Source organism: Fusibacter sp. 3D3 (assembly GCF_001748365.1).
Classification (GTDB): domain Bacteria; phylum Bacillota; class Clostridia; order Peptostreptococcales; family Acidaminobacteraceae; genus Fusibacter_A.
Genome location: NZ_BDHH01000001.1, coordinates 329,991 through 345,306, shown reverse-complemented (window position 1 = coordinate 345,306; position 15,316 = coordinate 329,991). Strand labels below are relative to the sequence as shown.

Below are 15,316 nucleotides of genomic sequence, written 5' to 3'. Positions count from 1 at the left end.
ATTCAAAATCTTATAATAGATAGGAATAAAAATGGAGGTGCCTCATGAAGGTGGCAGTCGGTTCAGATCATGGTGGTTTGATCTTAAAAGATGCAGTCATTAAGCATTTGCAATCTAAAGGATATGAAGTGAAGGATTTCGGAGCGTATACAGCAGACTCTTGCGATTATCCAGATTATGCGCTTAAAGTATCAGAAGCAATTGTAGAGGGAGACTTTGAACTAGGTGTTCTGATTTGTGGCACGGGACTTGGAATTTCCATTGCGGCCAATAAGGTGAGAGGTATTATTGCAGCACCTGTAAGTGATACTTTCAGTGCGGAGATGGCAAGAAAGCACAATAATGCCAATATCGTAGCACTGGGTGCACGTGTGGTTGGTGAAGGGTTAGCCCTTAAGATTATTGATGCCTTCTTTGATTCAGAATTCGAAGGCGGAAGACATGCGCTTAGAGTTGGTAAAATTAAGAAAATAGAATCAGAAAAATTATAAAGAGGTGGAAAATGAGTAAAGTATTCGAGATGAATCATCCCTTAATACAGCATAAGCTGAGCTTGATTAGAGATAAAAATACAGGTTCAAAAGAGTTTAGAGAACTTGTAAAAGAAATTTCGATGTTGATGGCATTTGAGGTAACACGTGATTTGCCTCTACAAGAGGTTGAAATTGAAACGCCTATCTGCAACATGGTTACAAAAATGTTATCGGGTAGGAAAGTGGGGATTATTCCAATCTTAAGAGCGGGCTTAGGCATGGTGGATGGCTTCTTAAATCTTTTACCAGCAGCTAAGGTGGGTCATATAGGGCTCTATAGAGACCCAGAAACTTTGGAACCTGTTGAATACTATTGTAAGCTCCCAACAGATGTCAATGAAAGAGATTTGATTGTTGTGGATCCTATGCTTGCTACAGGCGGTTCTGCAAATGCTGCTATCCAATTTATTAAAAATAAAGGTGCAGCAAGTATCAAATTGGTTTGCCTAATCGGTTGTCCAGAAGGTATTGCCGCAGTTCAAAAGACTCATCCTGATGTGGACATCTACATTGCAGCGATTGATGAAAAATTAAATGACCACGCTTATATCGTCCCAGGTCTTGGCGATGCTGGAGATAGATTGTTTGGTACGAAGTAGTCCATGAAAGTTGGGGACATTATGCTTAGAAAAGATAAAATGAACTACTACCTCGACATTGCACAGGCAGTTGCTGAACGTGGGACTTGCCTTAGAAGAAATTTTGGAGCCATTATCGTAAATGAAGATGAGATCATTGCTACAGGCTATTCGGGTGCACCGAGAGATCGTAAAAATTGTATTGATGTGGGTGTTTGCGTTAGAGAAAAGCTCAATATTCCCAGAGGTGAGCGCTATGAAAAATGTAGGTCAGTTCATGCTGAGGCTAATGCGATTATATCCGCTTCAAGACGGGACATGATAGGTGCAACGCTGTATTTGGTCGGTATGGAAAGAACTCACAAAAATTATGTGATGGAAGCCAATTCATGTGCAATGTGTAAGAAATTGATTATAAATTCAGGTATCAAAAGAGTTGTCATTAGGGATGATGTCAATACATTTAGGGCAATTGATGTGTGTGATTGGATCTACTATGATGATTCCCTTGAAAATCATGTTGGATATTAGTTTAATTATCCAGAAAGGGTCTTTTAAAAAGAGGTGTAATGGATATGTATATATCAGCTTTGTTAGCAGGCGTTATTAGTTTTCTATGTACGCCACTCGTCATTAAAATGGCACATAGATTTGGTGCGATAGATATTCCTAAAGATGATCGACGTGTGCATAATAAACCTATTCCACTATGGGGTGGGGTTGCTATTTTTACAGGTTTTTTTGTCAGTATGTTTCTGTTTTCAGATATTCATACAACTAAACTGTTTGGATTATTTATGGGCTCTATTGTTGTGCTTGTAACAGGTATGGTGGATGATGTCAGACCACTTGGCGCAAAGACAAAGCTTTTTATGCAGTTCGTTGCAGCTTCAATACTCGTTTTTTCTGGTTTTGAAATTAACTTTTTGACGAACTTTTTTGGCTCGTCAGAGTATATTTATTTTGGTATGTTTTCAATTCCTGTATCCATCATATGGATCGTAGGCGTTACAAATACGGTGAACCTCATTGATGGATTAGATGGTCTTGCGGCAGGCATATCCGCTATTGCGGCGATCACACTGGGTTATATTGCCTTCATCAATCATAGATATGATGCGGCAACCATCACTTTAATTTTAGCGGGCAGTTCTTTAGGGTTTTTACCTTACAACTTTAATCCCGCTAAGATTTTTATGGGGGATGCTGGCGCACTTTTCCTTGGCCTTGTTTTGTCGGCGATTTCGATTGAGGGTGCCCTTAAAGGGGCAACTGCACTTACGGTTGTCGTTCCTATCATTGCTCTAGGGGTGCCTATATTCGATACGGCTTTTGCCATTGTGAGACGGTTGATCAACAAGAGACCGATCATGGAGGCAGATAAGGGCCATTTGCACCATCGCTTTCTTTCAATTGGTTACAATCAAAGAAAAGCAGTGTTGTCGATCTACTTAATCGGTGCCCTTATGGGAGCCGGTGCGATTGCTCTACTCAAAGGGGAGCTCATTGGCGCGGGTATTCTTTTGACGCTTGCAGCAGTGGTGGTCTTTATCCCTCTGAATAAAGTGAAAGAAATTGAGAAAGAAGCTGAACAGGTCACAGTGGAATCTAAATAAAAAATAACTTATGAGAATCATTTATTAATAAGCCTTCGAGTGCATCGGAGGCTTTTAATCCATATCGTGCGTTTCGTTCAGATCAAAGGCGTGCACGACTTCACAAAATAATGCGCAGACGATGACTTTATATTGGAGGACATATGATTAAAGTAATGACTATTTTCGGAACAAGACCAGAAGCCATTAAAATGGCACCGCTTGTAAAAGCACTAGAGGCAGATGCTCAAATCGAATCCATCGTATGTGTGACCGCCCAGCATAGAGAGATGCTAGATCAAGTGCTTGAACTTTTCCAGATCACGCCTAAGCATGATTTGAACATCATGGCCAAGGGTCAAACATTGAGCGACATCACATCAAGAGTATTAAAGGGGATTGAATCTGTTCTCAAATCAGAAACGCCTGATCTCATCTTGGTGCATGGGGATACAACGACCACATTTGCAGGTGCGCTTGCAGCATTTTATGCACAAATTCCTGTGGGGCATGTAGAAGCTGGTCTCAGAAGTCATAACATTTACAGCCCTTTTCCTGAAGAGATGAATAGAAGCTTAACGAGCCGAATTGCAGTCATGCATTTCGCTGCAACTGAGGGCAATGTGGTGAATTTAAAAAATGAAGGCGTTGATGAAACCCTAATCGTGAAAACAGGGAATACGGTTATAGATGCTCTAAAAATGGTTATAAAAGAGGATTACCGATTTGAAGATGATGTCCTCAATCAGATGGATTATGAGCGCTATAAAACCATTTTACTGACTGCACATCGAAGAGAAAATTTAGGTGAGCCCATGGAAAATATTTTTGGTGCCATTAGAGCGATTGTAGATCGCAATGAGGGCATACAAGTTATATTTCCGATTCATCTCAATCCAGCGGTCAGAGCAATTGCCAATAAACATCTAAAAGATGTGGAGAGAATTCACATGATCGAACCACTCGATTACGAACCCTTTGCAAATCTACAGGCCAAAGTAGATATCATCTTGACAGATTCAGGTGGTATTCAAGAAGAAGCGCCAGCACTCGGCAAGCCTGTGGTGGTGCTCAGGACAGAGACAGAGAGGCCAGAAGCTGTGGAAGCGGGGACAGTGATCATTGCGGGCGTGGATAAAAACGCCATCATAGAGCTCACAGAAAAACTGCTCTTAGATGAAAGTGCTTATTTAAAAATGGCAGAAGCAGTGAATCCATATGGTGATGGCAAGGCCTGTTTGCGCATCGTCGATGCAATAAAAGCACAATTTTCTTATAAGTTATAATTTAATTTCTTCAAAATTTATGGTATCCTAAGCATAGGGATTTTAAGAGTGGTCAAACACTCAAAACTTTATAGGGAGGTGTAAGTTTTGGAGAAAATAATTACGCTTGAAGAAGCAGTATCCAAAATTAGTGATGGTATGACTGTCATGATAGGTGGCTTCTTGGGAACCGGTTCTCCGGATTTACTTGTAGACAAAATCATTGAAAAGGGCATACGCAATTTAGCGGTGGTTGCCAATGACACCAGTTTTCCAGATCAAAATATCGGAAAGCTCGTAGTTGGAAAAAATGTAAGTAAGGTCATTGTTTCTCACATTGGAACAAATCCTGAAACTGGAAGACAAATGAATGCAGGCGAGCTTGATGTTGTGCTGGTGCCACAGGGGACATTAGCAGAGCAAGTGAGAGCTGGCGGTGCGGGTCTTGGTGGCGTATTAACGCCAACGGGCCTTGGAACGATTGTAGAAGAAGGCAAAGAGAAAGTGGTTGTGGATGGTAAAACTTTTATCCTTGAAAAACCAATAAGAGCCGATATTGCAATCATAAGAGCATCAAAAGTCGATCGAAAAGGCAATTGTGTTTTCGATAAGGCTGCACGTAATTTCAATCCTTTAATGGCGATGGCAGCAGATACTGTGATTGTGGAGGCTGATGAAATCGTTGAAGTGGGCAGCATTGACCCAGATCAGGTCATGACACCTCATATTTTCGTCAACTATATTGTAAAGGGGGCGAAATAATGGCTGATGTTAAAACGATTATTGCAAAAAGAGTCGCTATGGAATTAAATGATGGTGATCTCGTGAATCTTGGAATTGGACTGCCAACACTTGTTGCAAACTTCGTACCAGAGGGCATTGATGTCACGTTTCAATCTGAAAATGGTTTCATAGGCATGGGAAATGCACCAGAAACGGGCGCAGAAATTGAAAACCTAGTAAATGCTGGAGGCTTACCTTCATCAGTGTTACCGGGTGCTGCATTTTTCGACAGTGCTATGAGTTTCGCCATCATCAGAGGCGGACACTTGGATTGTACTGTACTAGGTGCGTTACAGGTAGATGCAAAGGGAAATCTTGCGAATTGGATGATTCCTGGTAAGAAAGTGCCTGGCATGGGTGGCGCTATGGACCTTGTCACTGGGGCCAAAAAAGTAATCGTTGCCATGACGCATACGGCTAAAGGTGATATTAAAATACTAGAAGAATGTACTTTGCCACTTACGGCTAAAGGGCAAGTTAACTTAATTATAACTGAAATGGGTGTAATGGAAGTGACGGCAAAAGGGTTGGTTTTAAAAGAAATCCATCCCGATTTATCGGTTGAGGAAGTCCAAGCGGCGACCTCTGCAAAACTCATTATTGCGCCTGATCTCAAAAAAATGTGTTTATAGTTTGTCAAGCAATTACAGATAAAGACAGAAAATGATGAATTTTTGAGAGTGTTTTTAAATTCTATGGGCGCGATACTAGTATTGTGCCCATTTTATTATTAAAATATTAACGAACAGTAATAATTTGTGATATAATTGTCTAAGATTTTAGGTGTTTGGGTATAATGAAGCCATTGGAGGTCTATATGAAAAAGACGACGAAAAGTACAATGGAAAATCTAGCGCTTATTTCACAAGTGGGGATCATGATGATTGTGCCCATTGGATTTGGGGTCTTTGCAGGTGATTTTTTGGATGACCATTTTGGCACTACCCCCCTATTTTTAATCATTATGATTGTTCTGGGTGTAGGAGCATCGTTTAGAAACTTGATGAAACTTGCAACGACGAAGTCAAAGGAATATAAAAATGATTACACTGCACGCACACAGGTAGAGCAGTATGCCAAAGAAAAGCATCAAGAGCAACGGCATTTGGAACAAGAGCTTGACCTAGACACTTTAGAAGCAGATGAGGCTAATGCCGATCAAGAGGAAATTTCAAAACAGAAAGAATAATATTTATGTCATTGTGAGTGTTACATTTATTTTGAATAGTGATATAATAAAATGGTGATTTGAACTTGAGATAGGGGATTTTAAATGTTGAACACGCAAAAGACATTGAAAAACTTAGAAAATAGTATTATTAAGTATATGCTATTTGCTGATATAGCCATTATGATTTTAAGCTTTTTTTTAGTGGACGAGCCCATACCCTTTATAGTAGGACTCGTCTTTGGTTCTGCCGTGAGCGCACTTAATTTTAAAGAACTCGCAGTAACGCTTAAAAGGGCGGTTACAATGCCCCCTGCAAAAGCACAAACTTTTGCAACCACAAAATACTTCCTTAGATATATCGTGACAGCTGTGGTGATTTTCGTCTCCATTGTTGCACCTTATATAAATGTCATTGGGACCATAGTGGGTCTTATAATGATCAAATTTATCATCTTAGCTACCAATCTTTTTAATGATAAGCACTATTACCAAAACATTTTTAAAAGAAAGGAGGATGAACCTAGTGGGCGATGAAGGTTTTGGACCACGCATTGTATTTGACATTATGGGTATATCCGTTACTGAAACAGTAACAGTTACCTGGTTTATCATGTTTGTACTTCTTGTATTTTCAATTGCAGTGACGCGCAACATGAAGAGAGAAGCATCAGGCATACAACTCGTGGTAGAACAACTGGTTGGAATCATCAATAATATGACGAAGCAAAACATGGGGGAGAAAAATGCAGCATTTGCACCTTATGTAGGAACTTTGTTACTCTTTATTGGCATCTCTAACATCATTGGATTATTCGGATTTAGACCGCCAACTGCTGATCTTAACACGACCATGTGTCTATCGATCGCAACATTTGTACTCACGCAGTTTTTCGGGATGAAATCAAAAGGACTAGGGGGATATGGAAAGGGATTTTTAGAGCCAATGCCGTTTTTATTACCACTTAATATCATTGGTGAACTTGCAAATCCAATATCTCTTGGTTTCCGTCTATTTGGTAACATAACAGCAGGCGTCATTATAATGACTTTGCTCTATGGTGCGTTAGGCGCGTTTACAAACTCACTGCTCGGCTTGACTGTGCCGCTTTTGCAAGCAGGTGTACCAGCTGTACTTCATATTTATTTTGATTTATTTGCTGGATTACTTCAGTCATTTATCTTTACAATGCTAACCATGGTATTTATTTCAGGTGCAATGGAGTAAAACTGGAGAAAGGGTGTACGTATGGAATCAACCAATTTTGTTTTAAACTTTTTAGAATGGTTGATGAGCTTTGAGCCAAAAGCTCTGATCTTATCTGCATCAGCTATCGGCGCAGGGTTTGCAATGATCGCTGGTATAGGCCCTGGTATTGGACAAGGATATGCGGCTGGAAAGGGTGCTGAAGCAGTTTCAAGAAATCCTAAAAGTCAGAGAGAGACCACAATGGTTATGCTCCTTGGAGCGGCTGTTGCAGAAACTTCTGGTATTTTAGCACTTGTAGTGGCTTTAATCATGCTCTTCGGAAATCCACTTGTGGATTTAGAGGGCGCGGCACTCATTATTATGGCTTCAGCAATTGGAGCTGGCCTTTCTATGATAGCAGGTATAGGCCCTGGAGTTGGACAAGGGTATGCTGCTGGAAAGGGAACAGAAGCAGTCGGCAAAAGACCGAAGCTTCAGTCGCAAATTGTCAGAACAATGCTTGTAGGGCAAGCTGTTGCTCAGACAACAGGAATTTATGCATTAGTAATATCGCTCGTTTTATTGTTTGCTAATCCATTAATTAAATTATAGATAGTGGAAGCATAAAAAATTAAATATGAGTTTAAATTCTTTAAACGTTAAGGAGGATTTTTTTATGGAACCGATTACAGGTAAAGCATTAGTATTAGCATGTTCAGCAATTGGAGCAGGTCTTGCAATGATCGCAGGTATAGGCCCTGGTATTGGACAGGGGTATGCAGCTGGTAAAGGTGCAGAGGGCGTTGGTAGACAACCAGAAGCACAAGGAGATATCGTTAGAACCATGTTACTTGGAGCAGCTGTTGCAGAGACAACAGGTATCTATGGCCTTGTTATCGCATTAATTTTATTATTTGCAAATCCATTGGTAAAATTGTTATAATCAAAAAAATAGGATTAAAATCCTTGTAAAGGAGGATCAACATGGGTATAGAACTCGTAACTGCAAATTTGCGCCTTGGTCTTGTCGAGATCAGCGCGACATTTTGGTTTCAGTTAATCAATACATTCATCCTATTTTTAATTCTCAGAAAGTTTTTATTTGGTCCTGTGACGGCTTTTATGCAGAACCGAGAAGCGGAAATCAAAGAACAGATTGCGGTTGCTCAGCGTCTGGAAGATGAAGCTAATCAGCTTAAAGCAGACTACGAAGCAAGACTTCAAACAGCTGAAGATGAAGGGAAGGAAATTGTCAAGAAGCATACTTTACGTGCTGAAAACAGAGCCTTTGAAATCGTTAAAACAGCAGAAACTGAAGTGGATGCAATGAAGTTAAATGCACATAGAGAGCTTGAAAGAGAAAGAATTAAAGCGGTGAATGAGTTAAAAGATCAAATATCTGAACTTACGATCATGGCAGCTTCAAGAGTAGTTGAAAAGGATCTTAACGAAGCCGACCATCGAGAACTTATTAATAAGTTCATCAATGAAGTGGGTGAAGTTCAATGGCAGAATTAGTTAGTAAAACGTATTCTGAAGCTCTATTTGAAGTCGCAAAGGAAATGAAAATGATTGACTCATTCCAAGCGGAGTTTGAGTTTGTTGTTTCAAGTTTCAATGATTATCCAGATTTTTTTGAAATTTTTAAAACACCTAAAATTGATTTTGAAGAGAAGAAAAAAATGATTCATGAGATTTTTAGTGATAAAATTTCAGAAAATCTTCTGAATTTCATCTATGTGATTTTAGATAAAAAAAGAGGGTCGGATATCCTTGAAATCAAATCGGCTTTTGATCAAAGAGTGGATGATTACAAAGGGATTGCAAAAGTGACTGTGGAAACAGTCGTGCCATTAACTGAATCTCAACGCTCAGATATCACTGAAAAACTTGCCATTAAGACTGGCAAGCAAGTGGTACTGAATGCGATTATCAATAAAAGCCTTGTGGGTGGCATGGTAATCAAAATGGGAGATCAAGTTATTGATGGATCTGTTAAGTACAAGCTAGAAGGTATGCTTGAAGGTTTAACGCAAATAATAGTTTAATGGGAGAGTGTTAGACATGAATCTAAGACCAGAAGAAATTAGTTCTGTGATCAAGTCACAGATTAAAAAATATGAGTCTAAGCTTCAAGTAGAGGATACCGGTACTGTAATTCAAGTTGGCGATGGTATTGCTAGAGTACATGGCCTACAAAAGTGTATGGCTGGGGAGCTGCTAGAATTTCCACAGGAAGTTTTTGGAATGGTTCTCAACCTTGAAGAAGATAGTGTCGGTGTCGTTTTATTTGGATCAGATCAATATATTAATGAAGGCGACTTAGTGAAGAGAACTGAAAGAGTCGTAGAAGTACCTGTTGGAGAACATGTCTTTGGACGTGTTGTTAATGCACTAGGACAACCAATCGACGGTAAAGGTCCAATTCCATCGGATAAATTTAGACCGATTGAAGCAAGGGCAACAGGCGTTATCGAGCGTAAATCTGTAAACGAACCCCTTCAAACGGGTATTAAATCCATTGACTCCATGATTCCAATTGGTCGAGGTCAACGTGAACTCATCATCGGAGATAGACAAACGGGTAAAACAGCGATTGCAATCGATACCATTATCAATCAAAAAGAAACAGATGTTTACTGTATTTATGTTGCGATTGGTCAAAAGCAATCTACAGTGGCTCAGATCGTAAAGCAACTTGAAGACCATGGTGCTATGGCATACACTTGTGTGGTTTCAGCATCTGCAGCAGATCCAGCACCCCTTCAATACATTGCACCTTATTCAGGTGTTACAATGGCTGAAGAGTTGATGTATGCTGGCAAGCACGTACTCATCGTCTATGATGATTTATCTAAACATGCTGTGGCTTACCGTGCAATGTCCTTACTTCTTAGGAGACCACCAGGACGTGAAGCATTCCCTGGAGACGTTTTCTATCTTCACAGTAGATTGCTTGAAAGAGCGGCTAAACTTAGCGACAAGCTCGGTGGCGGTTCTATCACAGCACTTCCTGTAATTGAGACACAAGCAGGTGACGTATCGGCGTATATTCCGACAAACGTTATCTCCATCACAGATGGACAGATTTATCTTGAAACAGAACTCTTTAACGCTGGACAGAGACCTGCAGTAAACCCAGGTATTTCGGTTTCAAGGGTTGGTGGTTCTGCACAGATTAAGGCCATGAAAAAAGTAGCTGGTAGAATTAAACTTGAGCTTGCACAATACAGAGAGCTTGCAGCATTTGCTCAGTTCGGATCTGAACTGGATAAAGATACAAAAGCGACACTGGATCATGGTGTGAGATTAATGGAAATTCTAAAACAACCACAATATAAACCAATGTCAGTTCAGCACCAAGTTATGATGATTTATGCCGTGGTTAATAAGTATTTGATGGATGTAGAAGTTAAAGATATCAGGCGTTTTGAATCTGAATATATTGATTTCCTCGATACAAATTATCCTGAAATCGGTAAAAGCATCGTTGAAGCTGGCGCTTTATCAGATGAAATGGAAGAGAAACTTAAAGCTGCAATTGCAGAGTTCAAAGCGAGCTTTGAAGTAGAGTAAACTTCCTTGTAGGAGGGACTAATAATGGCAGGTAACATGCGCGATATTAAGCGTAAGATACGAAGCGTTAATAGCACCATGCAGATCACCAAGGCAATGGAATTAGTATCGACTGCAAAGCTTAGAAGAGCAAGAAGTAAAATGGACATCACGAAGCCCTATTTTGAAACGGTTAAGCAAGCGGTTCAAGATATTCTCAGCGAAGACAAGAGTATTCGCATGAGCTATGTGGCAGGTCGCGAAATCAAAAAGACATTATATATTGTCATTGCTGGTGACCGCGGTTTATGTGGTGGCTATAATATCAATGCTATCAAAAAAGCGATAAGTGAAGTAGAAGATATAAAAGATGCCAAATTCATCACAATTGGTAAAAAAGCATTTGACATCATTAACCGTTACGGTTATGAGATTGAAGATTATTTTTTAGGCATATCAGAGAAACCTGAGTATTTTGATGCAGCTCAAATTTCAAAAAAAGCCATGAGTATGTTTGATTCTGGAGAAGTCGATGCAGTGAAATTTATATATACAAGATTTGTAAGTACGATTTCACAAGCACCTGAATTGATTCAATTATTGCCAATTGAGCACGATCACTCAAGTGAAAAAGTAACATCTGATGAATTTATCAACTATGAACCATCTGCTGAAGAAGTGCTTAAATACGTGATTCCCAAATACGTTGAGAGTACAATTTATGGTGGACTAATAGAGTCGTCAGCCTCGGAGCAAGCAGCTCGTAGAGTTGCAATGGAAAGTGCATCAGATAATGCAGTAGACATTATCGATGAATTATCACTCTTTTACAACCAAGCTCGTCAGGCAGCTATTACGCAAGAGATTTCAGAAATCGTAAGTGGTGCAGAGGCACTTAAATAACTCGAAATTCGATTGAAAGGGAGTGAAAGAGTATGGCTCAAGCGATTGGGAAAATCGTGCAAATTATTGGACCTGTACTCGATATTAGATTCGAAGCAGATCAGCTTCCTAATATTTATGATGCGGTAACAATAGATTTTAATAAGATCCGTGTTGTTGCAGAAGTTATGCAACATACTGGAGATAATACTGTTAGAGCTGTTGCTATGAGTTCAACAGATGGGTTAATTAGAGGTATTGATGCGGTTGCCACAGGTGCACCTATATCCGTTCCAGTTGGCAAGGCAACACTGGGCAGACTGATCAATGTTCTTGGTGAGACCATAGATGAAGCGGGTCAGATTACGCGTGAAGATGCTGAATTTTGGCCGATTCATAGAGAAGCACCACCTTTTGTTGAACAAAATACGACAGCAGAAATGCTTGAGACAGGCATTAAAGTTATCGACTTAATCGCACCTTATTCTAAAGGTGGTAAAATCGGTCTCTTCGGAGGTGCCGGTGTTGGTAAAACGGTTATTATTCAAGAGCTCATCAACAACATCGCGACAAATCATGGTGGCTTATCTGTATTTGCTGGTGTTGGCGAGAGAACGAGAGAGGGTAATGACCTCTATCATGAGATGAAAGAATCAGGCGTTTTGGATAAGACGACGCTTGTATTTGGACAGATGAATGAACCCCCTGGAGCGAGAATGCGTGTTGGGCTAACAGGCCTTACAATGGCAGAATATTTCAGGGATCAAGAAGGTAAGGATGTATTGCTCTTCATCGACAATATATTCAGATTTACACAAGCGGGTTCTGAGGTTTCGGCGTTACTCGGTCGTATGCCAAGTGCCGTTGGTTACCAACCGACACTTGCAACCGATATGGGTGCTTTGCAAGAACGTATCACATCTACGACGAAGGGTTCTATCACTTCGGTTCAAGCGGTATACGTACCTGCGGATGACTTAACGGATCCAGCACCAGCGACGACGTTCTCGCATCTGGATGCGACCACGGTTCTTTCTAGAAAGATTTCAGAGCTCGGTATTTATCCTGCAGTTGATCCACTGGATTCAACTTCTAGAATTTTAACACCAGATGTTGTTGGTCATGAGCATTACAATGTGGCGCGTGAAGTTCAAGAAATGCTCCAAAGATACAATGAACTTCAAGATATCATTGCAATCCTTGGGATGGATGAACTTTCAGATGAAGATAAGCTCGTGGTTACAAGAGCGCGTAAGGTTCAAAGATTTTTATCTCAACCTTTCAACGTTGCAGAACAATTTACAGGTATTGAAGGCAAATATGTACCTGTTAAAGATACGATACGCGGCTTTAGAGAGATCCTAGATGGACTTCATGATGAAATCCCAGAGCATATGTTCTTCTTATGCGGTTCAATTGAAGAAGTTGTTGAAAAATTCAAAAGCAGTAGAGCGTAATGGAGGTGTAGCGAATGGGCAAAAAATTCAATCTTGAAGTTGTGACACCTGACCGTGTCTTTTTTGCAGATGCAACAGAGATGGCGATTGTGAGAACAACTGAAGGAGATTTTGGAATTTTACATGACCACGAGCCTCTTGTCGCGCCACTGAGAGTAGGAAGCATCCGTGTGAAGCAGGAAAATGGCGCATTTAGATGGGCTGCTTGTACTGAAGGCTTTGTCATCGTAAATGATGAAAAGGTGACGATTATCACAGATTCTGCTGAATGGTCAGATGAGATTGATGTCGATCGTGCTGCAAAAGCCAAAGAACGTGCAGAACACAGACTTCATATTCACAAAGTGGAAAACAAAGACGTTGACGTCGCAAGAGCAAAAGCAGCGCTTGAAAGAGCGATCAATCGTATGAGACTTTACGAAAATAAATAACATGACTCTAGCAAAGAGACACCCACTTTAGTGGGTGTCTCTTTTAAATCAGTGGGCAATCGCCCACTGATTGCAAGCCCCTTCGGGCTTGCGCTAGAGTCACGAGGGTAGCGAAGCGGACCGAGTGTCCTATTGGTGGCGTCAAGCCCCTTCGGGCTTGTGCTAGAGTCACGAGGGTAGCGAAGCGGACCGAGTGTCCTATTGGTGGCGTCAAGCCCCTTCGGGCTTGCGCTAGAGTCACGAGGGTAGCGAAGCGGACCGAGTGTCCCATTGGTGGCGTCAAGCCCCTTCGGGCTTGTGCTAGAGCCACGAGGGTAGCGAAGCGGACCGAGTGTCCCATTGGTGGCGTCAAGCCCCTTCGGGCTTGTGCTAGAGTCACGAGGGTAGCGAAGCGGACCGAGTGTCCCATTGGTGGCGTCAAGCCCCTTCGGGCTTGCGCTAGAGTCACGAGGGTAGCGAAGCGGACCGAGTGTCCTTACAAATTGTGACTTGCGTATTATTTTTCTAAAGAGTATACTTTCATATATGTGAAGTGAATACAATACAAGGAGCAAAGCATGTCCGTTAACAGATTTTATAATAGCAATACCATAAGTGATGATGTATATGAACTTTTAAAGAAAGAAATACTCAATTTGACCATAAAACCTGGACAAGTATTAACCGAGCAAGAAATTTGCGAGCAATATCAAATCTCAAGGACGCCTAGTAGAGATGTCCTACAGCGCCTTAAAAACGATGGTCTGATCATATCGATTCCCTATAAAGCCAATTATGTTTCACTTTTGGACTTTGATAAAATTAAGCAGTTGATCTACATGCGCTTGGTCTTAGAAGTGCAAGTGATCAAAGATGTTATTGAGCTGGACTCAGAAGCCTTCATCCATGCGCTGGAAAATAATCTTAAGAGGCAAGAGTACCTTTTGGCATCAGATTTTGAAGTAGAAGCTTTTTATGAGATCGACAGCGAATTTCACCGAATCTGGTTTGAAGAAGCTAAAAAACTTGCTGTATGGGAAATGATTCAAAAATCACAAATAAACTATACAAGGTTTAGAATGCTGGACATTGTGATGGTTAAAAACTTTAAAGCCATTTTTGAGGAACATATTAAACTGGTGCATTTAATTAAAGCGAAAGATATAGAGGGTATTGAAAAGCACTTAGAAAGACACTTTAATGGCGGTATTTCCAGATTAGGCGATCAAATTTACAGTGAATATGCTGAGTATTTTATGTAGCGCTCAAAAGATGTTCACATATGCGAAAGTGTGCCTTTAAAATAGTTGTGGAGATTTTATTTTAGGGAGAAGGCTATGATATTTGGAAACATTAAAGATTGGAAAAAGAACGGTATTTTTCATCAAGACGCATTTGTAAAAGCCTTTGCATTTTTAGAGAAAAATGTGGCGGGGTCTATTGAAAACGACACTTACGAGATCGATGGTAAAGCAGTGTATGCCATGGTGATGGAAAAGACGACAGAACCCATTGAAAAAAGGGCACCTGAAGCGCACGTAAAATATATTGATATTCAATTTGTCATTTCGGGAACTGAGAAAATGGGCTTTGCCGTTTTAAGCGATCAGCCCGTTATTAAAGAAGATAAATTAGTTGAAAAAGATGTTGTTCTTTTTGAAAATGAAATTATGAATGAATCTTTTGCAATTTTAAGTGCTGGCGATTATGCCGTTTTTTATCCTGAGGATGTGCATAGACCCCTGTGTCAAGTTGAAAATTCGGAAACGGTGAAGAAGATTGTCGTTAAGATTAAGGCATAGGCATAGGGAGAAAAAGCTTTATACGAAACTGGAATTTAACATTTTAACCGTGAATTTATAGCAAAAAAAGAACGAGAACGCAACTGTGAGGAGGAGCGT

Annotated in this window: 20 protein-coding genes; all 20 read left to right on the top strand. The window is 40.4% G+C overall.

Translation table 11 applies throughout. The annotated features are described in order from the left end of the window. The first annotated feature begins 44 nt into the window (after positions 1 to 44). Positions 45 to 491 carry a ribose 5-phosphate isomerase B gene (gene rpiB, locus F3D3_RS01510; RefSeq protein ID WP_069870521.1) on the top strand — a complete coding sequence of 149 codons (447 nt, stop codon included), beginning with the start codon at positions 45 to 47 and terminating at the stop codon, positions 489 to 491. An 11-nt stretch (positions 492 to 502) separates the two neighbouring features. Further along, the gene (gene upp, locus F3D3_RS01505) at positions 503 to 1,132 is read left to right on the top strand and encodes a uracil phosphoribosyltransferase (protein WP_069870520.1); all 630 of its coding nucleotides are present in this window, start codon (positions 503 to 505) and stop codon (positions 1,130 to 1,132) included. A 21-nt stretch (positions 1,133 to 1,153) separates the two neighbouring features. Further along, positions 1,154 to 1,642: a deaminase gene (locus tag F3D3_RS01500; protein WP_069870715.1), complete on the top strand. Its 489-nt coding sequence runs from the start codon at positions 1,154 to 1,156 to the stop codon at positions 1,640 to 1,642. Positions 1,643 to 1,680: 38 nt separating this feature from the next. Further along, a complete protein-coding gene (locus tag F3D3_RS01495; protein WP_069870518.1) occupies positions 1,681 to 2,727 on the top strand; it encodes an MraY family glycosyltransferase in 1,047 nt (348 codons plus the stop codon). A gap of 143 nt (positions 2,728 to 2,870) precedes the next feature. Then, on the top strand, positions 2,871 to 3,992 hold the full coding sequence (gene wecB / locus F3D3_RS01490) for a non-hydrolyzing UDP-N-acetylglucosamine 2-epimerase (RefSeq protein ID WP_069870516.1): 1,122 nt from the start codon (positions 2,871 to 2,873) through the stop codon (positions 3,990 to 3,992). Positions 3,993 to 4,079: 87 nt separating this feature from the next. Continuing rightward, positions 4,080 to 4,733, top strand: a complete 654-nt coding sequence (locus F3D3_RS01485) for a CoA transferase subunit A (protein ID WP_069870514.1) — start codon at positions 4,080 to 4,082, stop codon at positions 4,731 to 4,733. Further along, on the top strand, positions 4,733 to 5,386 hold the full coding sequence (locus F3D3_RS01480; RefSeq protein ID WP_069870513.1) for a 3-oxoacid CoA-transferase subunit B: 654 nt from the start codon (positions 4,733 to 4,735) through the stop codon (positions 5,384 to 5,386). Before F3D3_RS01485 ends, F3D3_RS01480 begins: the two co-directional genes overlap by 1 nt. 185 nt (positions 5,387 to 5,571) lie before the next feature. Next, entirely contained in the window at positions 5,572 to 5,943 is a 372-nt protein-coding gene (locus tag F3D3_RS01475; protein ID WP_069870511.1) for an AtpZ/AtpI family protein, read from the top strand. Positions 5,944 to 6,027: 84 nt separating this feature from the next. Further along, the gene (locus F3D3_RS01470) at positions 6,028 to 6,459 is read left to right on the top strand and encodes an ATP synthase subunit I (RefSeq protein WP_069870509.1); all 432 of its coding nucleotides are present in this window, start codon (positions 6,028 to 6,030) and stop codon (positions 6,457 to 6,459) included. Next, positions 6,449 to 7,150 carry a F0F1 ATP synthase subunit A gene (gene atpB / locus F3D3_RS01465; RefSeq protein ID WP_242877057.1) on the top strand — a complete coding sequence of 234 codons (702 nt, stop codon included), beginning with the start codon at positions 6,449 to 6,451 and terminating at the stop codon, positions 7,148 to 7,150. The genes F3D3_RS01470 and atpB overlap by 11 nt, the downstream gene beginning before the upstream one ends. Before the next feature lie 21 nt (positions 7,151 to 7,171). After that, complete coding sequence (gene atpE, locus F3D3_RS01460; RefSeq protein WP_069870504.1) at positions 7,172 to 7,723, top strand: ATP synthase F0 subunit C; 552 nt, start codon at positions 7,172 to 7,174, stop codon at positions 7,721 to 7,723. A 64-nt stretch (positions 7,724 to 7,787) separates the two neighbouring features. After that, positions 7,788 to 8,054 (top strand): ATP synthase F0 subunit C, encoded by a 267-nt coding sequence (gene atpE, locus F3D3_RS01455; RefSeq protein ID WP_069870502.1) that lies wholly within the window; start codon positions 7,788 to 7,790, stop codon positions 8,052 to 8,054. Positions 8,055 to 8,095: 41 nt separating this feature from the next. Continuing rightward, the gene (gene atpF, locus F3D3_RS01450) at positions 8,096 to 8,629 is read left to right on the top strand and encodes a F0F1 ATP synthase subunit B (RefSeq protein WP_069870500.1); all 534 of its coding nucleotides are present in this window, start codon (positions 8,096 to 8,098) and stop codon (positions 8,627 to 8,629) included. Next, positions 8,617 to 9,159 carry a F0F1 ATP synthase subunit delta gene (locus F3D3_RS01445; protein ID WP_069870498.1) on the top strand — a complete coding sequence of 181 codons (543 nt, stop codon included), beginning with the start codon at positions 8,617 to 8,619 and terminating at the stop codon, positions 9,157 to 9,159. The genes atpF and F3D3_RS01445 overlap by 13 nt, the downstream gene beginning before the upstream one ends. A 16-nt stretch (positions 9,160 to 9,175) precedes the next feature. Continuing rightward, positions 9,176 to 10,687, top strand: a complete 1,512-nt coding sequence (gene atpA, locus F3D3_RS01440; RefSeq protein ID WP_069870496.1) for a F0F1 ATP synthase subunit alpha — start codon at positions 9,176 to 9,178, stop codon at positions 10,685 to 10,687. Between the two features lie 24 nt (positions 10,688 to 10,711). After that, complete coding sequence (atpG, locus tag F3D3_RS01435; protein WP_069870494.1) at positions 10,712 to 11,569, top strand: ATP synthase F1 subunit gamma; 858 nt, start codon at positions 10,712 to 10,714, stop codon at positions 11,567 to 11,569. A 32-nt stretch (positions 11,570 to 11,601) separates the two neighbouring features. Then, positions 11,602 to 13,005, top strand: a complete 1,404-nt coding sequence (gene atpD / locus F3D3_RS01430) for a F0F1 ATP synthase subunit beta (RefSeq protein ID WP_069870492.1) — start codon at positions 11,602 to 11,604, stop codon at positions 13,003 to 13,005. A 14-nt stretch (positions 13,006 to 13,019) separates the two neighbouring features. After that, the gene (locus F3D3_RS01425) at positions 13,020 to 13,436 is read left to right on the top strand and encodes a F0F1 ATP synthase subunit epsilon (RefSeq protein WP_069870490.1); all 417 of its coding nucleotides are present in this window, start codon (positions 13,020 to 13,022) and stop codon (positions 13,434 to 13,436) included. Positions 13,437 to 13,993: 557 nt separating this feature from the next. After that, positions 13,994 to 14,677 carry a GntR family transcriptional regulator gene (locus F3D3_RS01420; RefSeq protein WP_069870488.1) on the top strand — a complete coding sequence of 228 codons (684 nt, stop codon included), beginning with the start codon at positions 13,994 to 13,996 and terminating at the stop codon, positions 14,675 to 14,677. Between the two features lie 75 nt (positions 14,678 to 14,752). Beyond that, entirely contained in the window at positions 14,753 to 15,217 is a 465-nt protein-coding gene (locus F3D3_RS01415) for a YhcH/YjgK/YiaL family protein (protein WP_069870486.1), read from the top strand. Positions 15,218 to 15,316 lie beyond the last annotated feature (99 nt).